The organism is Pseudomonas sp. AE27, assembly GCF_037113495.1.
Classification (GTDB): domain Bacteria; phylum Pseudomonadota; class Gammaproteobacteria; order Pseudomonadales; family Pseudomonadaceae; genus Aquipseudomonas; species Aquipseudomonas palmensis.
Window position 1 is genome coordinate 3964330 of record NZ_CP146966.1, and the last position, 23426, is coordinate 3987755.

At 60.9% G+C, this 23426-nt stretch carries 17 protein-coding genes; 5 read left to right on the forward strand and 12 right to left on the reverse strand.

The annotated features are described in order from the left end of the window. Positions 1 to 151: 151 nt before the first annotated feature. Positions 152 to 2590, reverse strand: a complete 2439-nt coding sequence (locus V9K84_RS18255) for an ATP-binding protein (RefSeq protein WP_043860213.1) — start codon at positions 2588 to 2590, stop codon at positions 152 to 154. Between the two features lie 276 nt (positions 2591 to 2866). Here V9K84_RS18255 and V9K84_RS18260 point away from each other — a divergent pair, with 276 nt between their 5' ends. The 4 genes from V9K84_RS18260 to V9K84_RS18275 all read left to right on the forward strand — a co-directional run bounded on the left by V9K84_RS18260 (position 2867) and on the right by V9K84_RS18275 (position 6340). Further along, the gene (locus V9K84_RS18260; protein ID WP_043860212.1) at positions 2867 to 3355 is read left to right on the forward strand and encodes a DUF3015 domain-containing protein; all 489 of its coding nucleotides are present in this window, start codon (positions 2867 to 2869) and stop codon (positions 3353 to 3355) included. 79 nt (positions 3356 to 3434) lie between these two features. Beyond that, a complete protein-coding gene (locus tag V9K84_RS18265) occupies positions 3435 to 5288 on the forward strand; it encodes a DUF4105 domain-containing protein (RefSeq protein WP_043860211.1) in 1854 nt (617 codons plus the stop codon). A 145-nt stretch (positions 5289 to 5433) separates the two neighbouring features. Then, on the forward strand, positions 5434 to 5784 hold the full coding sequence (locus V9K84_RS18270; protein ID WP_088515255.1) for a hypothetical protein: 351 nt from the start codon (positions 5434 to 5436) through the stop codon (positions 5782 to 5784). 67 nt (positions 5785 to 5851) lie between these two features. Continuing rightward, entirely contained in the window at positions 5852 to 6340 is a 489-nt protein-coding gene (locus V9K84_RS18275; RefSeq protein ID WP_088515254.1) for a GreA/GreB family elongation factor, read from the forward strand. On the opposite strand, the gene gdhA is transcribed toward V9K84_RS18275, so the two are convergent. From gdhA to V9K84_RS18310, 7 genes are all read right to left on the reverse strand, one after another. Beyond that, the gene (gene gdhA / locus V9K84_RS18280) at positions 6337 to 7674 is read right to left on the reverse strand and encodes an NADP-specific glutamate dehydrogenase (protein ID WP_043860208.1); all 1338 of its coding nucleotides are present in this window, start codon (positions 7672 to 7674) and stop codon (positions 6337 to 6339) included. The two genes, V9K84_RS18275 and gdhA, sit on opposite strands and share 4 nt — an antisense overlap. A 265-nt stretch (positions 7675 to 7939) precedes the next feature. Further along, positions 7940 to 9604, reverse strand: coding sequence for an energy-dependent translational throttle protein EttA (gene ettA / locus V9K84_RS18285; protein WP_043860207.1), 1665 nt, complete (start codon positions 9602 to 9604; stop codon positions 7940 to 7942). 119 nt (positions 9605 to 9723) lie between these two features. Further along, complete coding sequence (locus V9K84_RS18290) at positions 9724 to 9987, reverse strand: PAAR domain-containing protein (protein ID WP_054916267.1); 264 nt, start codon at positions 9985 to 9987, stop codon at positions 9724 to 9726. Between the two features lie 217 nt (positions 9988 to 10204). Then, positions 10205 to 10843 carry an SMI1/KNR4 family protein gene (locus V9K84_RS18295; protein WP_256582859.1) on the reverse strand — a complete coding sequence of 213 codons (639 nt, stop codon included), beginning with the start codon at positions 10841 to 10843 and terminating at the stop codon, positions 10205 to 10207. Between the two features lie 113 nt (positions 10844 to 10956). Next, positions 10957 to 11343: a hypothetical protein gene (locus V9K84_RS18300; RefSeq protein ID WP_143516661.1), complete on the reverse strand. Its 387-nt coding sequence runs from the start codon at positions 11341 to 11343 to the stop codon at positions 10957 to 10959. A 307-nt stretch (positions 11344 to 11650) separates the two neighbouring features. Continuing rightward, entirely contained in the window at positions 11651 to 12037 is a 387-nt protein-coding gene (locus V9K84_RS18305) for a hypothetical protein (protein ID WP_143516660.1), read from the reverse strand. Positions 12038 to 12040: 3 nt separating this feature from the next. Further along, positions 12041 to 12421 (reverse strand): hypothetical protein, encoded by a 381-nt coding sequence (locus tag V9K84_RS18310; RefSeq protein WP_178075076.1) that lies wholly within the window; start codon positions 12419 to 12421, stop codon positions 12041 to 12043. Between the two features lie 529 nt (positions 12422 to 12950). Between V9K84_RS18310 and V9K84_RS18315 the strand changes: the two genes are divergently transcribed. Then, positions 12951 to 14101 (forward strand): IS3 family transposase gene (locus V9K84_RS18315; RefSeq protein WP_095160079.1). Its coding sequence is split into 2 segments (ribosomal slippage): positions 12951 to 13194 and positions 13194 to 14101, totalling 1152 coding nucleotides; the frame shifts between segments, so codons are not numbered across the junction. A gap of 350 nt (positions 14102 to 14451) precedes the next feature. Here the strand turns inward: V9K84_RS18315 and V9K84_RS18320 are convergent. From V9K84_RS18320 to tssI, 4 genes are all read right to left on the reverse strand, one after another. Next, on the reverse strand, positions 14452 to 14748 hold the full coding sequence (locus tag V9K84_RS18320; protein WP_043860205.1) for a hypothetical protein: 297 nt from the start codon (positions 14746 to 14748) through the stop codon (positions 14452 to 14454). Positions 14749 to 15150: 402 nt separating this feature from the next. Next, positions 15151 to 15672, reverse strand: a complete 522-nt coding sequence (locus V9K84_RS18325) for a hypothetical protein (protein ID WP_088515253.1) — start codon at positions 15670 to 15672, stop codon at positions 15151 to 15153. Next, entirely contained in the window at positions 15672 to 20375 is a 4704-nt protein-coding gene (locus tag V9K84_RS18330; RefSeq protein WP_256582858.1) for an RHS repeat-associated core domain-containing protein, read from the reverse strand. The genes V9K84_RS18325 and V9K84_RS18330 overlap by 1 nt, the downstream gene beginning before the upstream one ends. Beyond that, a complete protein-coding gene (gene tssI, locus V9K84_RS18335) occupies positions 20372 to 23392 on the reverse strand; it encodes a type VI secretion system tip protein TssI/VgrG (RefSeq protein WP_338791842.1) in 3021 nt (1006 codons plus the stop codon). Before tssI ends, V9K84_RS18330 begins: the two co-directional genes overlap by 4 nt. Positions 23393 to 23426: the final 34 nt, after the last annotated feature.

The following is a 23426-nucleotide window of genomic DNA, read 5'->3' on the forward strand; positions in this document are numbered from 1 at the left end:
GACGGTCCATGCCTTGAGGATAGAAGAAATCCGCCGGCGACAAGCGGTCGGCGCCGAGCGGTCATGTACCGTGCGCCGAACTGCCCCCTTCGCCGGCAATGCCGACTCCCACATGTAGGAGCCGGCATTGCCGGCGAAGAACCCACCGCGGTCAGGAAGGCTTCACCTGCGCCAGCGCCTCTTCGGCCTGCTCCTTCTCGGCTTCCTTGAGGTCCTCTTCGCTGATCATCTCGGCAATCACCCGCAACCGCTCGACCACCCGCGCATTGATGCTGCCCTCGGGGAATTCGCCCTCCTCGTTCGGCTGCCCGGCCGGCTCGCCCACCAGCAGGCTCAGGGCCTCGTCGGCCTGGCTGACTGCGTACACATGGAATTGCCCGGCGCGCACCGCCTGCAGCACGCGCTCGTCGAGCATCAGCGTGGCCACGTTGGCCCGCGGGATGATCGCGCCCTGCTCACCGGTCAGGCCACGAGCCTCGCACAGGCGGAAGAAGCCCTCGATCTTCTCGTTGACCCCGCCCACCGCCTGCACTTCACCGAACTGGTTGATCGAGCCGGTGATCGCAAAGCACTGCTTGAGCGGGGTTTTCGACAGGGCCGAGATCAGCGTGCAGGCCTCGCCCAGCGATGCGCTGTCGCCATCCACATAGCCGTAGGACTGCTCCAGCGCGATGCTGGCCGAAATGGCCAGGGGGAACTCCTGGGCATAGCGGCTGCCCAGGTACCCGGTGAGGATCATCACGCCCTTGGAGTGGATCGGCTGGCCCAGGTTGACCTCACGCTCGATATCCACGATGCCGCTGCCGCCCGGGTACACCGTGGCGGAAATCCGCGCCGGCACGCCGAACGCCGAATCGCCCACCTCCAGCACGGTCAGGCCGTTGCACTTGCCCACCGCCGCGCCTTCGGTGTCGATCAGGATGATCCCGGCCAGCATGTCGTCGAGAATCCGCGCCGATACCCGCCCGGTACGCGTGGCCTTGGCCTTGAGCGCCCGCTCGATGTGCCCGGCATCGGTCATCTCGTCGTTGGCCAGGTGGCGAATGAAATCCGCCTCGCTGACCAGCTGGAACAGGTCGCCGATGCGCGCCGACAGGCGCCCCTGGTGCTCGGCCAGGCGGGCGCTGTAGGTGGCCAGGCGCGCCACCGCATCGGCGGTCAGCGGGGCCATGCCCTCCTCGCTGGTGCGGGTCTTGAGCAACTGGGCGAACTGCTCCAGGCTCTCCTCGACCATGGGAATGTCTTCGTCGAAGTCCACCAGCACCCGGAACATCTCCTGGAAGTCCGGGTCGTGGTCCTGCAGCGCGTAGTACAGCTGGCGGGCGCCGATGATGATCACCTTGACCTGCAGCGGGATCATCTGCGGGGTGAGGGTCACGGTGGCCAGGCGACCGAACTCGCCCAGCGGCGACTCCATCTTCAGCTTGCGCGATTGCAGGGCGCGCTTGAGCGCATCCCACACGAACGGCTCGCCGAGCATCTTCTCGGCCTCCAGAATCAGGAACCCGCCATTGGCGCGGTGCAGCGCCCCCGGGCGCAACTGGCGATAGGTGGTGTACAGCGCGCCCTGGTCGTTGCCGTATTCGATGCGGCCGAACAGGTTGTCGTAGGTAGGGTGCGGCTCGAACACCACGGGCGCGCCGCCGCTGGCGTGATGGCCGACCACCAGGCTGGGGGCGTACTGCTCTTCGAGCATCTTGCGCGCCACCGCGTCGGTCTTGCTGTCGTCGACCAGTTGCTCGACCACGGTGCGCAGCAGGTTGACCTGCATGGCCTGCAGGTAGGCGCACACCGCAGCGTTCTCGGCGTACTTCTCCGACAGCGGGGCCAGCAAGGGCTGCAGGGCCAGGGTGATGGTTTCTTCGTTGAGCTGGCGCAGCTGGTTGTTCGACTCGCGCTTCCACTGCGGCAGGCTGGCGAGCTCTTCGTTGAGGCGCTCTTCCAGCGCGGCGATGTCCTCGTGGAAACGCTCGCGCTCGGCCTCAGGCAACTGGGCGAACTCGGCCTCGTCCAGCGCCTTGCCATCGGCCATGGGGGTGAAGGCGACGTTGCTGCTGTCGCGGTACAGGGCCACGTCCTTTTCCAGCGAGGCGCGCTCGATCACATCCAGGGCACGGTCGTAGCGCTGGTTGAAGGCGCGGTCGATGGCGCTTTTCTTCTGCTGATAGGACGGGTGCTCGAACACCGCCGGAAAGGTCGCCAGCAGGTTGTCGATCAGGCCCCCGATATCGGCGATGAAGGCCCCGGCACTGCCGGCCGGCAGCTCGAACGCCTTGGGTTCGCGGGGCTCGTCGAAGTTGTTGACGTACAGCCAGTCGGACGGCGTCTGCAGGCGCTTGCCTTCTGCCTTGAGGTAGCGCTTGACGAACGAGAAGCGGCCGGTGCCCGGCTCGCCCATGACAAACACGTTGTAACCGGGGCGTGGCATGGCGACGCCGAACTGCAAGGCTTCGACTGCACGTTCCTGGCCTAGCACACCGCGAAAGGGCTCCAGATCATTGGTGGTGGAAAAATCGAACTGTTCAGCGGAAAACGGCCGGGTCAGGGCTTCGGGCGCAAGACGCAGGCTCGCAGCAACAGGATCGGGCATCGGGCTTCCTTACTTCGGCGGGGCGGATGACGGCATTCTGGCGCCGCCTGCGCCCGGCTTGCAAGGCTCTTCAACGCTTTAGCGCGCAGGGTCGAAAACCTGCTCCGCGTCAATTATTTCAAGCAATCTTTTGCAATTAATCACGGAACCCTTAGATCGTGCCTAAACTCCAAACTGCGCGGCTGGGTAAACAACCGACCCGTCCTGGCAACTAGTCCTACAGACATGCCAGATAACCCTGACCTTTGGTTTGAACATCAGAAAGAGAACAATGCTATGAAACGGATTCTTCTGGGTACTCTGTTCACCGCGGTTTCGCTCAACGCCATGGCCCAGGCGCCAGGCGGCCCGGACTGCGGCTGGGGCAACATGCTGTTCGAGGGCCAACGCGGCACGCCGGCTCACTTCCTCGCATCCACCACCAACGGTACCTCGGGCAACGCCACCTTCGGCATGACCTCGGGCACCAACGGCTGCTCCACCAATGCGTCGCTGACCTATGGCGGCAAATCCTGGTTCGCCATGAATGGCATGATGAACGAGCTGTCCGAAGACATGGCGCAAGGCCAGGGCGAAGCACTGACCACCTACGCGGTGGTACTGGGCGTCGCACCGGAAGACCGTGCGCACTTCGCGGCCGTGACCCACCAGCACTTCCAGGAAATCTTCACCACAGCCGACGCTACCGCTGAAGATGTTCACACCAACACCCTCGCCGTCCTGAAAAGCGACGCCCGTCTGGCCAAATACGCAACCCCGGCCTAAGCTCGGCACACCCGCCCCGACCACGGGGCGGGTTTGTTTGCCCGCCTCTATCGGCATCATTCAGACGTAGTTGCCCGACATGCTCAAACGCCTTGCCTACCTGGCGCTCTGTGCCTGCGCCCCGCTGCACGCTGCCACCGTGCTGGACGATGCTCGTCTGCACGCACTGGCCAACGACCGCTACTGGATCTCCCTGGGCCATTACGAAACCGCCAAGCTCGGCGGATGGCGCAGCTACGTGGACGACCCCAAATTCTTCCTGGCCAAGGACGGTGCGCACCACCCTGACCAGGAACTGCGCGCCACCTATGAGGCGCTGTACGCCCCGGCCAGCCTGGGCGACCAGCACGCGCAATGCGTATTCCCGGCGCGCACCCGCTGGCTGCGCGAGCAGTTGCAGCTCACCGACCTGCCGGCGCCGGACTGCAAGGCCTACACCCAGTGGTACTCGGACGTGTCGCCGCACAGCGCGGTGATGATCTTCCCGGCCGCCTACCTGAACAGCCCCTCGTCGATGTTCGGGCACACGCTGCTGCGTATCGACCAGGCCGACGTGCAGAGCGACAACACCGCACTGCTGAGCTACGCGATCAACTTCGGCGCCTACATCGAGGGCAACGACAACAGCATCCTGTATGCCTGGAAGGGCCTGATGGGCGGCTACCCCGGCCTGTTCGCGCTGGTGCCCTACCAGGAGAAGCTGTCCGAGTACCGCAGCCTGGAAAACCGCGACCTGTGGGAGTACCGGCTGAACCTTACGCCCGAGGAAACCGGGCGCATGGTCGAGCACATCTGGGAACTCAAGCAGATCCAGTTCGACTATTTCTTCTTCGACGAAAACTGCTCGTATCGCCTGCTCGAACTGCTGCAGGTGGCACGGCCGAGCCTGGACCTGACCTCGCAGTTCCCGCTCACGGCGATCCCCACCGACACGGTCAAGGCGGTGAAACAGTCCGGGCTGGTGGCGCGTACCGACTACCGTCCATCGCGCGAGCGCGAGCTGCTGGAGCGGGCCAAACCGCTGGACCATGCCGAACAGCAGCAGGTGCTGGCCGTGAGCGCCGACACCGCGCAACTGCAGAGCCCCGCCTTCACCGAGCTGCCGCGCGAGCGCCAGGCGCTGGTGCAGGACGCCGCCTATCGCCTGGAGCGCTACCGCGCCAATGGCCTGGAGCGCGACCCGGAGCGGGCCAGGCGCAGCTTCGAGTTGCTGCGCGCGATCAACCGCAACCCGCCACCGCCGTTGCAGATCGAACGCCCCGGGCTGCCGGAGGACGGCCACGAGTCGCGCACCTGGCAGCTGGGCGTGGGTACCCGAGAAGACCGGGCCTTTGCCGAGTACGGGCTGCGCATGGCCTATCACGACCTCAACGACAACGCCTACGGCTTCCCGCTGGGCGCGCAGATCGAGATCCTGCAGCTGAAGGTGCGCCAGTACGAACACAACGACTGGCAGGTGCAGCGCCTGGACCTGGCAACGATCCGCTCGCTGACGCCGCGCAACGACCTGCTCAAGCCGTGGTCGTGGCAGGTGGCCGGCGGGTTGGAACGGGTGCTGGGCAAGCATGAGAACGAGGTGCTGGTCAGCCATGTGAATGGCGGCGCCGGGGGCACCTGGCAGTTGGGCGAGGACATGCTCGGGTTTGCCCTGGGCACGGTGCGGGTGGAGCACAACAATGACTTTGCCGGGTTCATCGCACCCGCGGCAGGGTTCAACACCGGCGTGCTGTGGCGCAACGGGCTGGGCAACCTGAGCCTGGAGGCCAAGGGCGACTACTTCACCAATGGCGAGGTCCGCCGCAGCCTGAGCCTCAACCAGCAGTGGGAACTGTCGCGCAACCTGGGCCTGCGCCTGAGTGCCAGGCGCGAGTTCAGCCAGCTGGCGACGGCGCAGAACGAGGTGATGCTCGAGGTGAAGTGGTACAACTACTGATCTGAGGGCCTCTTCGCCGGCAAAGCCAGCACCGCCTGTAGGAGCCGGCCTTGCCGGCGAAGAGGCCACAACAGATTCACACTGTTTTGACCCCTTTCCTACAATCCACCGCCTAGACTCCCAGCAACAGAGGGAGAGTTCGAACATGCGCGGGCACTGGGTACTGGTGGCAATAATACTGGGCGGTTGCGCCAGCACCCACGATCAACTGATCGAGCAAGGCTACCCTGCCCCCTACGCCGACGGCTTCCAGGCCGGTTGCAGCAGCGGCCACCAGGCCGCAGGCGTGATGATGGGCGAGTTTCGCAAGGACGTGCCGCGCTATCTGCACGACCGCCAGTACGAGACCGGCTGGGACGACGGCTTTCGCCAGTGCCAGGCCATGCAGCAGAGCCAGGACCAGGACACCTACCGCAGCCGCCACTGGGACGAGCGCGATCAGCAGTGGCAGCAGGAAAAGGACCGCGACGCCGCCCGCGCCTATCGACGCCAATAGGTCGCCCTCGAACATTCGATGCAACCGGTGACCGCGCATCATGGTCTTCCTACAAAGGAGGCCAACCATGAGCCGAGCATTCGTCAACGAAGACCAGGCCGCCGATCAGGCCAATCAACCGGTAGAGCGGCGCATCAGCGAACAACCCAACCACGTCACCGCCCAGGGCCTGAACCTGCTCAAGCAGCGGGTCAGCGAACTGGAGACCCTGCGCAGCACGCTGCTGGGCGACCCCGACAAACAACGCCTGGCCGAGGTCGAGCGCGACCTGCGCTACTTCAGCGCCCGCGTGCAGAGCGCCCAGGTGGCCGCACCCGCCACCTCGCAGAGCAAGGTGCAGATCGGTAGCCGGGTGGTGTTTGTCGATGAAGAAGGCCTCCAGCATGAAGTGCAACTGGTCGGCGAAGACCAGGCCTATGCCGCCAGTGGCCTGATCAACTGGGGGTCACCCCTGGGCCGGGCACTGCTGGGGGCAGCGCCCGGTGACGAGGTGCTGTGGCGACGACCGGCGGGTGATCAACTGATCGAGGTCGTCGCCATCGAGCCGCAGGCCTAGACCACGCCCTGGGCCAGCATGGCGTCGGCAACCTTGACGAAGCCGGCGATGTTGGCGCCCTTGACGTAGTTGATGCGGCCGTTCTCTTCGCCGTAGTACACACAGGCATGGTGGATCGACTGCATGATGTTGTGCAGCTTGCTGTCCACCTCGCCGGCCGTCCACAGCAGGCGCATGGCGTTCTGCGACATCTCCAGGCCGCTGACGGCCACGCCGCCGGCGTTTGAGGCCTTGCCCGGGGCGAACAGGATGCCGGCTTCAATGAAGAGGTCCACGGCGTCCAGGGTGGTCGGCATGTTGGCGCCTTCGGCCACGCAGATGCAGCCGTTGCGCAGCAGGGTGCGTGCGTCTTCGGCGTCCAGCTCGTTCTGGGTGGCGCACGGCAGGGCGATGTCGCAGGCCAGGCTCCAAGGGCGCTGGCCGGCGCGGAACTCCAGGCCGAACTCGCCGCCCAGCTCGCTCAGGCGGCCGCGCTTGACGTTCTTGAGCTCCATCAGCGCATCCCACTGCGCATCGTTCAGGCCGGCTTCGCAGTACAGGGTGCCTTCGGAGTCGGACAGCGAGATGACCTTGCCGCCCAGGTCCATGACCTTGCGCGCGGCATATTGCGCCACGTTGCCGGAGCCGGAGATGGCCACACGGCGACCGTCGATGCGCAGGCCGTCGCGCTTGAGCATTTCTTCGGCGAAGTACACGCAGCCGTAGCCGGTGGCTTCGGGGCGAATCAGGCTGCCGCCGTAGTTCATGCCCTTGCCGGTCAGCACCGAGGTGAACTGGTTGGCCAGGCGCTTGTACTGGCCGAACAGGAAGCCGATTTCGCGACCACCTACGCCGATGTCACCGGCCGGCACGTCGAGGTCGGCGCCGATGTGGCGGTACAGCTCGCTCATGAATGCCTGGCAGAAGCGCATGACTTCGGCGTCGCTCTTGCCCTTGGGGTCGAAGTCCGAGCCGCCCTTGCCGCCGCCCATGGGCAGCGAGGTGAGGGAATTCTTGAGTACCTGTTCGAAGGCCAGGAACTTCAGCACGCCGAGGTTCACCGAAGGGTGGAAACGCAGGCCGCCCTTGTATGGGCCGATGGCGCTGCTCATCTGGATGCGGTAGCCACGGTTGACACGCACCCTGCCCTTGTCGTCGACCCACGATACACGGAACAGAATGGCCCGCTCCGGCTCGACCATGCGTTCGAGAATACCGGCCTGCAGGTAGTGCGGGTTGGCTTCGAGGAAGGGCCACAGGCTGCGCAGTACCTCTTCCACGGCCTGATGGAATTCGGGCTGGGCAGGGTCGCGTTTTTGCAGGCGTGCGAGGAAGTCTTCGACGGATTCGATCATTTAGACATTCACCAGATAGAGTTGGACTTATTAGTTTTTTCAGGACTTTACCAAGAACCACTCGCACCGCAACAGGGCAAAATGTCGTTTTTATGGAAATAAATGGTGCATTTCTATAAATGTATACACCTTCGCCGGCAAAGCCTGCTCCTACAGCAGGCCGCACAACCCTGTAGGAGCCGGCCTTGCCGGCGAAGGATTCACCCGGATTCCAGGCAAAAAAAACGGGGCCCGAAGGCCCCGTTTCAGTGCAAGACCGTGAAGGTCATGCCAGTTTCTTGTGCCGTACCCGGTGCGGCTGGGCAGCGGCTTCACCCAGGCGCTTCTTGCGATCGGCTTCGTATTCGGTGTAGTTGCCTTCGAAGAACACCGCCTGCGAATCGTCTTCGTAGGCCAGGATGTGGGTAGCCACACGGTCAAGGAACCACCGATCGTGAGAGATCACGATAGCGGCGCCCGGGAAGTCCAGCAGGGCTTCCTCCAGCGAACGCAGGGTTTCGACGTCGAGGTCGTTGGACGGTTCGTCGAGCAGCAGCACGTTGCCGCCCTCTTTGAGCGTCAACGCCAGGTGCAGACGGCCACGCTCACCACCGGAGAGGTCCTTGACGAACTTCTGCTGGTCGCCGCCCTTGAAGTTGAAGCGCCCCACGTAGGTACGCGCCGGAATCTCGTAGTTGCCGATGCGGATCTGGTCGGAACCGTCGGAGATCTGCTGGAACACGGTCTTGCCGCCGTCCAGGTCTTCGCGGCTCTGGTCGACGCAGGCCAGTTGCACGGTTTCACCGATCTCGATGCTGCCCGAGTCCGGTTGCTCCTTGCCCATCAGCATGCGGAACAGGGTCGATTTACCGGCACCGTTACCGCCGATCACACCGACGATGGCGCCTTTTGGCATGCTGAACGACAGGTTGTCGATCAGAACGCGGTCGCCGTAGCCCTTGGTGACGTTCTTGAACTCGATGACCTTGTCACCCAGGCGCGGGCCGGCCGGGATGTAGATCTCGTTGGTTTCGCTGCGCTTCTGGAATTCCTGCGACTGCATTTCTTCGAAGCGTTGCAGACGCGCCTTGGATTTGGACTGGCGGGCCTTGGCGCCTTTGCGCACCCATTCCAGTTCTTCCTTCATGGCCTTTTCATGGGCCGACTGCTGCTTGGATTCCTGGGCCAGGCGGTCCGACTTGGCTTCCAGCCAACCCGAATAGTTGCCCTCGTAAGGAATACCGGCGCCGCGGTCGAGCTCCAGAATCCAGCCGGCGACGTTGTCCAGGAAGTAACGGTCGTGGGTAATCGCGACCACGGTGCCCGGGAAGTCGTGCAGGAAGTGCTCCAGCCAGGCTACCGAGTCGGCATCCAGGTGGTTGGTCGGTTCGTCGAGCAGCAGCATGTCGGGGGCCGACAGCAGCAGGCGGCACAGGGCCACGCGGCGCTTCTCGCCACCGGACAGATGTTCGACCTTGGCGTCCCAGGCCGGCAGGCGCAGCGCGTCGGCGGCGACTTCCAGCTGGCGCTCGAGGTTGTGACCGTCGCTGGCCTGCAGGATCGCTTCCAGCTTGGCCTGTTCGGCGGCCAGCTTGTCGAAGTCGGCGTCCGGGTCGGCATAGGCGGCGTAGACCTCGTCCAGGCGGGCCTGGGCGTCCTTGATCACGCTGACGGCCTCTTCGACCACTTCACGCACGGTCTTGGTGGGGTCCAGTTGCGGCTCTTGCGGCAGGTAGCCGACATTCAGATCGGGCATCGGACGCGCTTCGCCGTCGAACTCGGTGTCGACGCCGGCCATGATTTTCAGCAGGGTGGATTTACCCGAACCGTTGAGGCCGAGCACGCCGATCTTGGCGCCGGGGAAAAAGGACAGCGAAATGTTCTTGAGGATTTCCCGCTTCGGCGGCACAACTTTGCTCAGCCGATGCATGGTGTAGACGTATTGAGCCAAAACGTGAGCTCCAGTAAGTAGGTCAATCAAAGGAGCTGATTGTAGACACAATTGGGTACCCCGGCCATCGTCGCGACTGGCGGTGCGGCCGGGGGGAAAGTGCACGTTGCGGGCAATGCCTAGCTGATGACTGCGCCCTTGGGGCCACTGGCGATCAGCGCGGCGCCACAGGCGGTCTTCATGCCATCCAGCGCCACGGGCGTACCGCCGACGCTGTAGGTGCTGCTGCCCTCGGCAATGGGAAATACCCCTTTGCACAGGGGGCAACTGACGCTGTGCCCTACCCCGGCAATCGGCTTGCCATTGAGGTTGGTGTTGGAAAAGGCTTCGAGTACCACGCCACCGTGGGTGGTGGCATCGCCCAGGCGAACAATGTCTTTCATGAGGTGGGTCCGTCCTTGTGTGATGGGATGTATTACGTGTGGAGGTGCAGGCCTTTGCACTCACGTCCGATGGTGCCTGATTGGAAGAGGGCTGAACATCAACATGCCGTTGCATGTCGTGGGAACGCGGGCGTCATCGAGCGGGTATCACGCTGGGCAGCCCAGATACTCATAGCCGCTGTCAAACATTCAAGCCATCCAGGGGTACTGATGATCGTTAAGGAGCAGGATCAACGCTACTCAGCCACTGCTCAAAGTCATCCGCAAACCGGCGGGCACTGCCCGTTTCATGATCCCACAACACCACGGCAGGCTCGCCTGAGGCGCCTTGCGCGTCATAATCGAAGCAATAATAATCACCTGTTCCAAACTCTGCGAAGGGCAACAGCGGTGCAAAACGCTCAGGCAATTGCGAGAAGTTTTCCAGCCACGCCTGCCACCCTGACGTGTAATTTCGGACGATCGAGTCCCAGGTCTTCCTCGGGTCTCGGCTGTCGAACACGGGGAACACCACCAGGCCACCCAATGACCGTCCATTGTTGGCAAGCAGCCAGCGGGAAAAGGATGTGGGGAACGTTCTGTTCAGTTCCTTCTCTGCAGAAGCGATTGCAGAAAGCGTTGTGCCGATGACACGCGTTTTTGACATTCGGTTTCGATGTCCATCACTGGAGGCTACAAGAATCCCGCGTTGTGCACTGTATTGGTGGCCCTGACTCACGTCCAGAAGATCATCGTGCAGCAAGTAGTGATTCATGCAGGTTTTCAACACGTCTGAAGACACTGCGCTGTCCTGCGAATATGCCAGATCGGTAACACCCTGAAACGGCTCCATCATGTAACAGAATTTGAGATCCAACTCCTTGGCACGCTATGGCCTGGTCGATCACGCCGCATGAGGTCGCTTGTAGTTTCGTTCACATGCCAGTAACTGCTTTAACCTGCGCCACGTCCGAGCACAAAAAATACAACTCACTCAACCTCAACCACCTCGACAGTATCGCCAGTTATGTAGCAAGAACCGTACTTTCTAATTTCTTCAAGAGAAGATGGATCATTTGGCCCGTGATCTCCATCCACCTCAACACACCACACCTCACCGAATTTCAAAAGCTTGACACCGGAGCATACAACATTTGTTTGCCCACCAGAAAATGTAGAACGAACTTCGTCAACGTGAGCAACAATCACCCTGACCCTTTTCCATACATTCCCCTCAATCCTGTAATCACGGGCGCAGAATTCGATATGCACAGAAAGCGTACCGTCCCCCAAAAATTCATACTTAAAATAGTTCATTACTCCATCATTGAATCGATCAAATCCGTCAACAAGCCCAACTGCGTCTTCATTAAACATTTCAACCACCTAATGGCTGCGAAGGCTTGGTGCCAGGTGGAATAATACTCCAACCGTCTGGAACCTTGCTTGGGTGAACATGTACCGCGCCGGATCCATGTGCACTCTTGAAGTTACCGGGAGGATCTAGAAGGTGCCCATGACCTGACGCAGCTGTACCGTGCCGCGTAAACTCACACTAAAAGTGTTCACGATACCATCGTGAAATCGACCCAATCCTCCAGCAAACCTAACTAACCCTTCCAGTTAATGTGAAAACAACTTTAACCAGCCACTCCCAAACAGCATCCGATATTAAGCCGCTACGTTATCCATCGACCTCCAGCACTTCCACCCTCTCCCCTACAACGTAGCACGTACTATAGTTTCTAATTGCTTCCAGCGATATAGGGATACCACCAAAGTCCCCATCGACCTCAACACACCATTTACCATCAAAATTCAATAGCTTCACACGAGAGCAAATAACATTAAAAGCACCCGCTTCGAACACAGACCGAACCTCACTGACATCATCAATAATTATTCGAACAGTTCGCCACACATCACCTTCGAGCTCATAGTTCCTAGCATACACATCTATTTTTATTCTCAATGCATCCGCGTGAAAAAAATCATATTCAAATGATTTGATCAAACCATCATCAAAACCATAATAGTCATCGAATATTTTCCTTGCTGCTTCGTTAAGCACTTATTAACCTCTTATCGGTTGTGATGGTTCAGCCCCTGGGGGAATGACGCTCCATTCTTTAGGGACTTGGTTTGGCGGAATGTGAACCGCACCCGGGCCATGCCCGCTTTTGATATTTCCAGGCGGAGACAACTGTATCGGGGCCTTGCGCAGAGCCTGTGCCACCGGCACGAAGCTGCCCGGTTCATACAGGTAGTGCACCGTTTTTCCGGTATCGCCCTCATCCTGCGCAGGCGAGCTTTCCCTGGCGAGGGTGTCGCCGTCCCAGCCGAACAGGGTGAAGCCGCAGTTCAGCTCGCGCTGGCGCTTGGCTCGCTCGAGCTGGTTCCAGCCGGTACCGGCCTCAGGTTTGTTCCAGTAATGCGCCGTCGAGTGCTTGCGCAACCTTCGCCCAAGGGCGTCATAGCTGTACTAGTCCTTGAGCTTGACGTCGTTCTAGGATCGGTATGAAAAGCCTTGATACTCGGCGATGCTGAACCTCGGAATGCTCATTTACAGCCCGTAAACTCCGCCTCCTAGGCTGTTTTCGTCTTGCCTGACCTTCGTCTCAAGACTTTTCATACAGACCCTAGTAGCGGTTCAGTCAACATCAGGGCGTGTAATTAACGGCAACGTTCAAGTGAACCCTTTCATTCCCCACTCATGGCCATTTCTTCCGCCATACTTTCCGAAATTTGCGCATACACCTTGCGCAATTAAGCCCCCCTCATGTCCTTCAGGGCTTTTTCAAGTGCAGAAATATCCGGAGGATTTTTCTTTGACGCTTTACTTCTCATCCAGGCTGGTACCTTTTTCCGACATAGCTCAAATCCTTCATCAGAAAAATCTTTTCTCCTATACACCCTATCTATGAATCGCCCCTAGTTTCGTAGACACCTCCAAGCCTCATAATGAGGCCCAAATAGGAGGAGCCATGAGTCGTCAGCGTTACCCCGAAGAATTCAAGATCGAAGCGGTCAAGCAAGTGACCGAGAAAGGCAAACCTGTCGCCGATGTCGCCCAGCGCCTGGGTATGTCCGTGCACAGCCTTTACGCCTGGATCAAGGTCTACAGCAAGCCCCAAGAGCAGCGTCAGCAAGACGACGATCAGCAGGCCGAACTGCGCAAGCTACGCGCTGAACTCAAGCGCGTGACGGAAGAGCGAGACATCTTAAAAAAGGCCGCCGCGTACTTTGCCAAGGAGTGCGGCTGAAGTACGCCTTCATCAAGAAGCACTCGACTGATTACCCGGTGCGGCGCCTTTGCCATACCCTCAAGGTGCACCCCAGCGGTTATTACGCCTGGCTGGCCGAGCCTCAATCTTCCCGAGCAAAAGAAGATCAACGTCTGCTTGGCTTGATCAAACACGCTTGGCTGGAAAGCGGAGGTGTATACGGCTACCGCAAAATTCACGATGACCTGCGTGAGCTGGGAGAGGAATGCGGTCGAAATCGAGTCGGGCGCTTGATGCAGGCGGAGGGGCTGCGTTCTCAAACGGGCTATCGGCGGCGTCCAGGGTTCTATGGTGGAAAACCAACAGTGGCCTCGCCCAACCACCTCGCGCGGCAGTTCAAGGTCAGTGAGCCGAACAAGGTCTGGGTGACAGATATCACTTACATCCGCACCTATGAAGGGTGGCTCTACCTCGCGGTAGTGCTGGATCTGTTCTCACGCCAAGTAATTGGTTGGTCAATGAAGCCAAGGATGAGCAGCGACCTAGCTATCGACGCGATGTTGATGGCTGTTTGGCGACGCAAGCCTCAGCAGCAAGTGATGATTCACTCAGATCAAGGCAGTCAGTTCAGTAGCTCGGATTGGCAAAGTTTCTTGAAGGCCAACAATGTAATCAGCAGCATGAGCCGGCGGGGAAACTGCCACGACAATGCCGTAGCCGAGAGCTTTTTCCAGCTTTTGAAGCGGGAGCGAGTCCGACGAAAGATCTACACAACCCGTGAAGAAGCCCGAAGTGATATTTTCGATTACATCGAGATGTTCTATAACCCTAAACGCCGACACAGCAGTGCTATGCAGCTGTCTCCAGTAGAGTATGAGAAACGCTATTTCCTGAGCTTGGAGAGTGTCTAGGAAACCAGGGGCGATTCACTATAAGCTCCCCTTCTTCCGAAAATGGATTTACAAGCAAAAGCCCATTTCGATAAAAAAAATCATACTTAGCAGCTATCGCCTTCCTCACAAGCTCCTGAGACTCGATATCATCCACCATCTCATTTTCACTATTCATTTTCTTATAAGCGGAAGCCAATTCACTCACCGCCCCCCAAACAGCAAAATTATTTTTTATTGTCATTGCAGCCTAACAACCTCTGAAACCCCCACAACAGGTACAAGTTTTTTTGTACTTCTATCATGAATGAACGTTCCGCCCTCATCCCGGATATTCTGTTCCTTCATAAGCTGACCCCTCTTATCCGCAGTCATACGTCGTAGCTGTACTCGACCTTGAGCTTGTCGTCGCTGTAAGCCTGCAAGCGGTCGAACAGGTCCCAGGTGAACCGGGCCTGCACACCGTTGTGCAACCGGTGGCTCAGGTTGCCCCGCTCGTCATAGGTGTAATGCGTGCCCGCATACTCGCGCAGCAGGTTGTCCATCAAACGGTTGCGCTTTGACGTGCGCTCCAGCGGCCGCGTCAGTTCGTAGTGCTTGTCGTCCAGCAGGTTGCCGGCAGGGTCGAAGGCGAAGGTCTCCACCCCCAGGCGGCTGGTGGCCTGCAACAGGCGGCCAATCGGGTCGTACTGGTAGGCCAGATGACCACGCCGGGTGTCAGGGGTGTCGGTCAGTTGCCCGATGACCTATTAGCAGCTACTCAGCCACCATCCAGAAGCCCCCCAGTGGGTCTACTTCCCTCCACTGATAACGCGCCGAGAACGGCCTAAAATTTTTCAAGATGAGCAAGTAGCTTCTGAGGATTGAACGCCAGATGCCCACGACAGTGACAATAAATCGACACATCCCCGATACCCCGTAGCATCTGATATCCTCCAAGACCACTAGCTCGCTTAGAGTGCCAGATACTTAACCGCCACCTGCATCACCACTCACGTACCAATTACTTCCCTTTAATCAACATCGGAAAGAGCAGCTTAATACCTTTAAAAAATACCTCGACTTCAAACTCAAACTACCGGAATCGAGTGCCCCAAATTCCTCACCACCAAACACTCAACGAAAGCATTATCACTCAAATCTGCTGCACTCAAATCATTTATCAACTCTTCACACCAACTTACTTCAGCCGCAATAAACATACCAACATCTTCTCCCAACACATCAATTGCGTCAAAAATTTTTTCAACCGCAAAACGTGCCATCTCTCTATTTTTTTCCACTAAGTATGAAATACAGTAGGACGTACTGATTATTGCACACTGGGCTTGATCGGCCAGTTCATCATCATAATCTTCTGTATCCGGGATAGCGGAATACACCCTATTATAAATTAACTCCAACCGACTCTTCCCCCCACCTTCAAGAAGTTCAAATAACTCCCTCAGCGCATCCGAATTAGCATTAACACCATCCAAGTATTTTTTGCAAAACTTATCATATATACCCTCCATCCTTTGAGCGCCTAACAAACAGAACAAAGCAATTTTCTCATCTGGCAACCCAAACAACAAATCATAGCTAAATTTCATTACAGCCTCCGCTTACTTTTCTTTCCAGTAAAAGGTGTATCAGTAGTCACTTTTCCATCTCGCATCATGGTTTCACAGTCCAAGCATACTCCCCTGTTGGCATCCACATGAGTAGCTCCAGCATTGATAAGGGTTTCCTCAGCATGTCCAACTCCATTTACAACAGCCAAACCTTTTTCCTCAGCAAATTCCCGTTGAACTCTTGGGACTTTCTTATCGCTTGACGCTATCCCCATACTGCCGTCAGGCATCACCCCGACAGCAGTGGACTTAAATCTTTGCGCTGTAGGATCCAGCACCGCGTGTGCGTCATCTGCGAGTTGTCGGGTGGGGCATCCGACACTGGATATTTTTTTACCTGCACATAAACCTAACGGATCAGTCCAATTTATTGGATTTCCAGCATACCTATAGAGATTGAAGCCACCCAAGTAGCCAATCGGATCCTGCCCAACAAACCGCCCAACCGCCGGATCATAGTACCGATACCGGTTGTAATGCAGTCCAGTCTCATGGTCGTGATACTGGCCTTGGAAGCGGATCGGGTTGTTCAACCCCACCTGTTTCGCCCAGGCCGAACGTTCTTGTTTCACCTCGCCCCACGCCTTGTACTGCGCCGACCACGCCACGTCGCCGTTGTGGTCGGTCAGCTCCATCGGCGTACCCAGGTGGTCACACTGGTACCAGGCAATTGCATCCAACGGCTGCGGCTTTTTCGGCTCCTGCCACAGCGGGTCCTGGTCGATGTCGTAGTTGCGCCCGCTCCAGTCCGGCTGCTTGTGCAGGCGTATCGGCGCCTTGCGCAGCGCCTGTGCAACCGGCACGAAGCTGCCCGGTTCATACAGGTAATGCACCGTGCGCCCGGTATCACCCTCATCCTGCGCAGGCGAGCTTTCCCAGGCGAGGGTGTCGCCGTCCCAGCCGAACAGGGTGAAGCCGCAGTTCATCTCGCGCTGGCGCTTGGCTCGCTCCAGCTGGTTCCAGCCAGTACCGGCTTCAGGTTTGTTCCAGTAATGCGCCGTCGAGTGCTTGTGCAACCGACGCCCAAGGGCGTCATAGCTGTACTCGACCTTGAGCTTGTCGTCGCTGTAAGCCTGCAAACGGTCGAACAGGTCCCAGGTGAACCGGGCCTGCACACCGTTGTGCAACCGATGGCTCAGGTTGCCCCGCTCGTCATAGGTGTAATGCGTGCCCGCATACTCGCGCAGCAGGTTGTCCATCAAACGGTTACGCCTGGGCGTGCGCTCCAGCGGCCGCGTCGGCTCGTGGTGCTTGTCGTCCAGCAGGTTGCCGGCCGGGTCGAAGGCGAAGGTCTCCACGCCCAGGCGGCTGGTGGCCTGTAACAGGCGGCCAATCGGATCGTACTGGTAGGCCAGATGACCACGACGGGTGTCGTGGATGTCGGTCAGCTGGCCTACCGCGTCGTACTGGTACTCGCGCTTGAGCAGGGTCGCTTTGCCGTCCTGGCTGCCCAGCAGCTGCTCCTGCAGGCGCCCCGCCGGGTCCCACGCCTGAGTCTGGCTCAACCTGTTGCCCTGATGCCGCACAACCTCGCGGTGCAGGTCATCGCGCTCGTAGGCCAGCAGTTCATGCTGATCGACCGTCATGCCCAACAGATGACCGCTACCGTAGGTCAGCCAGCTGACCTTGTGCCCGTCCGGACGAGTGGTGGAGGTACGCAGGTTGAGGGCGTCGTACTCGTGCTGCCACACCGCGACCATCGGGGTGCCGGTGGCCAGGTAGTGCTGGTGTTCACGAACGAGGTTGCCGGCCTCGTCATGGAACCACTGCAGTTTGCTCGCGGCGTTGATGGCCTGGATCAGCCTGCCGTTGCCGTCGTAGGCAAAGGTTTCTTCTTCGCGCTGGTCACCCTGGCTGGCCACGCGGGAAATGAGACGGCCGACGGGATCGAAGGTGACGTCGAGGCGGCGTTGCCCCACGTGGGTGGAGGTCAGGCGCCCAGTGTTCGTGTCGTACTGGTAGCGCGTGGTGAGGCCGTCGAAGCCGCTCTCTTCCAGCAGACGGCCGACCGGGTCGTAGCGGAAACTGGCGTGGCTTTCGTTTTCGTTTTCCAGGCCCGTGAGGCGGCCCAGTTTGTCCCAGCGATAACGCAGAGTGTTCTCGGCCGCATCCACACGCTCGGCCAGCAAGCCAGCGACGGTGTAGGTCCATGTGGTACAGCGGTCGAGGGCATCGACGTGGGCCAGCAGGCGACTCTCGGCATCGCGCTCGAAGCGCTCTTCGGTCTTGTCCGGATGGATGACCAGGGCGAGCTGGCCGGCCTTGTACGTGTACTGGGTCTTGTTGCCGGCGGCATCGGTGAACTGCACCAACTGCCCGATATCGTCATAGGCCCATTTGCTGGTCTTGCCCGAGCAGTCGGTGTACTCGACCAGTTGCCCGGCGTCGTTGTACACCAGCGCCTTTTCGTTGCCGTTGGCGTCCTTGATCGCCTTGACCAGACCGGAGGGTGTGTAGGCGAACTCGGTCTTGTTGCCCAGCGGGTCGACGGTTTCGCTGAGGTTGCCCTTGAGGTCGTACTGGCGTTCCCATACACCGGCCTCGGCGTCGCGGATCCTGATCGGGCGACGGCGGTCGTCGTAGGCAAAGTGAACCTGGCTGTGGTCGGCACGGATATGCCGCACCACGCTGCCTTGCTCGTCGTAATCGTAACGGTCTTCGCTGCCATCGACGTGGACATGCCGAACGATGTGCTTGCGCTCGTCGCGAAAGATCCACTCCGAGCGCTCGTCGGGGTAACGCACACGGTACAGATGTCCAAGGATGTCGTAGTAGTACCAGGTCTCCTGGCCATGGGCGTCGGTGACGTAGGTGAGGCGAATGTTGCTGTCCCACTCCAGGTGCAACTCGTAGCTGCCGTCATCGGCCCATTCGCGGATGGCCTTGGCATCGAACGCACTGCCCTTCCACTCCAGGTTCATGCCCCGGCCGGTACGGTCGGTGTAACGGGTTACCAGGTGATTTTGATAGTGGTAGTGCCAGGTGCCTGCGTGTTCATCCTGCGCGGCGACCAGGTCGCCATGGGCATCGTAGTGATAGGCACACAGTTGGCGTAGCGGTTGGCCGTCACGCATTTCCCACAGGCCGGTGATACGGCCATGGTCATCGATCAGGGTGCCAAGGTGACGCAGCACGTCACTCATGTCGCCTTGAAAGGTGATGATGTCGGACAGTACCGGCCGGCCCTCGTGTCGATGCTCGTAATGCAGCATGCAGCCGGCATCGTTGTGCAGCAGGATCTTCTGCAGGTAGTAGCGCTCGCCCACGCGCAGATAGTGTTCCTTGCGCACGAAGCCGCGGCAGATCACCAGTTCGTCTTCACGACTGCGAACCAGCAGCAGGTCTTCGATAGCGTTGTACTGCGCCTTCTCGACCTTGGGCAGGTCGAACGCATGGCTACGGCCATCGTAGTCGTGAAACAGTAGACCCGTGCCGACCACATCGATGCAGGTGGTGAACGGCGTGACCCAGCGAGCGCCCAGGTTGCCTTGGTCGTACTCGGCCAGGCGCGAGTGGTAGATACGCTGCCACTCGATGGGAAATGCACCCGGCAGGCTGAAGTCGGTATGGATGATGAATTCCGAACCCAGGGCAAAGCTGATGTGGTTGCCTGAGTGCGCCTTGGGCGCTGGGCGCGGGATCGGGCAGGTATCTGGAAGCGGGCTGGTCGAAGCCACGGCCTCATGCTGCCTGGCCGTCGCCCCCAACTCCCCCTTGGGTTTCTCCCGTTCCACCTGGGTCACGGTGCCCGGCTTGCTCACGCCCGACTGCCCGTTCTTGTTGCGCTTGCGAAAGCCCTTCACGGCGCCGTCCAGCACATTGAGCATCGAACCGATGCTCATCGCCAGCGACGGGTCCGCCAGCCTGTTCAACTGGCGCGCCAACTCCGGCCCCAGCTTGCGCAACTGCCCGGTCTGGGCCAGTACCTGAGCCTTGATGTCATCCGACACCAGCTTGCTCACGGCGCTGTTCACCACCCCCTTGCCCGCAGCCTTGCAGGCACTGTGCATCGCACCAAAGATATTCCTGATCGCCGCCCTGGGGCTGTGCGTGAGCTGGTCGCCAGCCGCAGACAACTGCTGGCTCATCGCCGTGCGGTCGCTCCTGGCATTGAGCTGGCCGGTGGCCACGGCGTCCAGGCCGTCGGCGATTTCGCCGAGCATCTGGGTGCCCTTCGCACCCGCTGCGTCAAGAATCTCGGCCAGCCTGGGCTTGGCCTGGGTGACGAAGTCGTCGATGGTGCCGGCGATGGTGGCGTTCAGGTGCCCTATCAGCACCTGGATCAGCGAGTCGCCCAGCAGCATCTTGGCGCTGTTGCGCAGCTCCTGGCGCACCAGAAACAACGTCGGGCGCAGGCTCATGCGCGCGGCCGCCATGGTCGGCGGTGCCGGCAGTACGCCGATCAGGTTGATGCCCAGGCTGACCCAGTCCAGCACCTCGCGCTGCTTGCTCTTGACCAGGGTGACCACGTCCCCCAGTGCATCCACCAGGGCCATGATGTTGCCCACCACCGGCAAGGCGCCGGCCACGGACTTGATGCGCTCCAGGGTGACGGTGCCACCACTGATCGATTGCAGCCAGGCGTCGAATTCGGCGGCGCCGCGGCCCACGTCCTTGGCGTCGATGGTGTTGAGCGGGGCGACCGCGACCTGGGGTTCGCGGGGTTTGGCGGACTCGCTCATGCCAGCACCTCGCGGCTGGCCAGAGCCTTGGCCGGGCTGCTCGGCAAGGTCGGCTGGGCCAGACCGGGCAAGGTCTTGAGCGCCCTTGCCGCTTTCAGCGACGCCGCTGCGCCGGGCACCACGCTACTGGCCAGGCCGGCCATCGCGGCAGGCTCGCCCTTGAGTGCAGCGCCCACCTGCTGTGCCTGCTGCAAGGCCGCCTGGCCACTTCTGGCCAGTTGCAGCCCGCTGCCCGCAAGCGCCTTGCCATCGTCCATCACTGCAGAGCCACCGGGGCCCATGAGGCCCTGGGCCATTGTCTTTCCTTGTGCCATAACGTCCTGTACCAGTCCTTTGCCCTTGTCCATGCCTTGCTGCACCAGTGCCTTGCCGTTCTCCAGGCCATCCCTGGCCGCGCCCAGCACCTCGCCGACCACTGATTGCTGGCCGGGTGCGATATCGTCGAGTGAGGGGCTGAGCGGCCACGTGCTGGCGCCAAAGTGGCTGGCCTCGGCCCAGGTGTCAGCCGGGTCCAGGCCGAAGTCGGCCCACAGCGGGCCGAGGGCGGCACCGCTGGCGAGGTTGAAGCCGTCGGCGTCGAGCGTGCCCTTGATCGATTTGCCCAGTGCGTCGGTCACGTTGAAGTCGCCGGTTTTCACGCCTTTGCTGTTGGCGTACTGGTACAGCAACTCCAGATCGCCCTTGCCCGGTTTCGGCGGCTCGGGAAAGGTCCCGGCCAGGCTCTTGGCCCCCACATGGGCGAAGTTCGCCGCGTGCGCGGTGTACGGCCCGGTGGTCACGTGGGTGATGCCACTGGCGTTGTAGGTGGTGGCACTGCCGCCGCCCTGCACCACCAGTTCGGTCTTGGCGGTGAGGGTGATGCGGTCGGCATTGGCGGTGATGTCGAGCTTGGCCAGCAGGTTGATGTTGTCTTTCAGTGCTTTGATATCGATGTCGCCCGACGCCGCCACCAACCGCCAGCCCATGTTCTGCACGAACAGCCGCATGCCCTGGCTGGCACTGGCCAAGAGGCGCTTGCCGATCGAGAGACTCGTATGCCCGGTGCTGCTCAACGCCAGGTGTTCACCGGTCGCGACATGCGTCGAGCGTGGCGTGGTCAGGGCGATGCCCGCCGGGCTGGCCAGCACCAGGTGCGGTTCGCTGAACTCGGGAAACTCGTTGGCGCTCTGGTTGGTCGGGCCGCTGCCGACAATGCCCTGGTGCTGGGCATGCAGGGCCTTGGCCACCTCGTCCTGGTCGCCCGCCTCCTGCGCCTGTACCTCGCGCGCCTGCTGGCCGAAGCCGTCCTGCTGCTCGCTGGCGGTGGCCAGGCGTTCGGCGGTTTCGGGCAGGTCCTTGTGGTGTTTGGCTTCGTGATGGCGCGGCTCGGTGGTCAGCAGCAAACCCGCCGCCGCACGGATCGCCCCATGCCGGTCGGTGCGCAGCTCGAAACCCTCACCGCGCGGCTGGCCGCCCGAGGGGCGCGGATGGGTCAGGTAGCCGAGGTTGATCGCGCTGGCGCCATGGTCGCTGCGCAACGCGATGCTGATCTCGCTGGTGGTGTCGTCGATGCGCAGCTCGTTGCTGCGGCTGCCCTTGTATTCCTTGCTCTTGACCGTGGCCAGGGTCTTGAAGTCGGGCAGCCGGTACGGCGGCAGGTTGGCGCCGTGGTACAGGCAACCGGTGATCAGCGGCTGGTCGGGGTCGCCTTCCAGAAAGGTGATCAGCACCTCCATGCCCACACGCGGCAGCGAGATGGCGCCGAAGCTGCTCTGGCTGGCCCAGTTGGAGGCCACGCGCATCCAGCAGGTGGTCTTGTCGTCCGACTGGCCTTCGCGGTCCCAGAAGAACTGCACCTTGACCCGGCCGTACTCGTCGCAATAGATCTCCTCGCCTTCGGGGCCGGTCACTACCGCACGTTGCGCACCCAGCACTTTGGGCTTGGGATGCCTCAGCGGCGGACGGTACGGCACGTCCCACGGCGTGGCGCAGAAGCGGTTGCGATAGCCCTGGTGGAAGTCGTCCTTGAGGTCGGTGACGTCGCTGCTGATCACCTCCTCGAGCACCTGCGGCTGCTTGCCTTCGTGGATGATTTCGGTGAGCAGCCACAGGTCGTTCCACGCCGGGTTGGCATGCTCGGTCAGGCTCAGAAAATGCCCGCTGACCAGGCTCGGCTGGTCGCTGCGGCCCTCGGCCAGGCGGTAGTCGCTGCGGTGGCGCTCCAGGGCGCGGGTGGCCAGGTGCTTGCCGCGCGCGCGGTCGCTGAAGCGCGCCGGGTAGTCGTAGTCTTCCAGGTCCGGCGCAGCACCGCTGTCGGCGTCGCTTTCGAGCTGGATGCGCGGTTTGGTGAAGTCGTAGTCGCGCCGCGTGGTGCGGCTGGTGCGCGTGGCCAGGCGCAGGCCGAAGCGCTTGATCACCGGCACGTCGGCCACCAGCCCGGTGTCCTGCTGGTAGGCCACCGGGGCCAGCGTGGGGAATACGGTCTGGTCGTCGCCGAACACCAGCGCATGGCCCTGCGGGCTGTGCTGGAAGTGGTAGTGGATACCCTCCTCCTCGCACAGGCGCTGGATGAAGTGCAGGTCGGACTCGTCGTACTGCACGCAGTACACCCGCTCGGGGTACACCGCGCCAAGCACGAAGCGGTGGTCGCTGGCGAGGATGCCGTGCTCTTCGAGCACCTGGGCGATGATCTGCGGCACCGTCTTGTGCTGGAAGATGCGCTGGTTGATGCGGTGCGCCAGGTACGCCAGCTGCGGGCGCAGCACCAGCCGGTAGCGCGACAGGCGCCGCCCGGCTTCGCCCTGCGCAGCGCTGTAGACCAGCCCGTGAATGCCACTGCCGCTGGGCGACAGCTGCAGGAAGGCGAGCGTGTGCAGGAGGGATTCGAGGTTCAGCGACGCCCGTTCACTGACCAGCTCCAGTTCGAATTCGAACGGCTGGCTGAGCGCTTCGCGCCCGCTGAACGACAGCACCTGAAAGTCGCTGTCGACCCCGTCCAGGGTCAGGGTGAAATGGGGCTGGTTGGCCGCTGAGAACATCCGATGTTCCTCCCGCTGCAAAAACTGGGGTGAC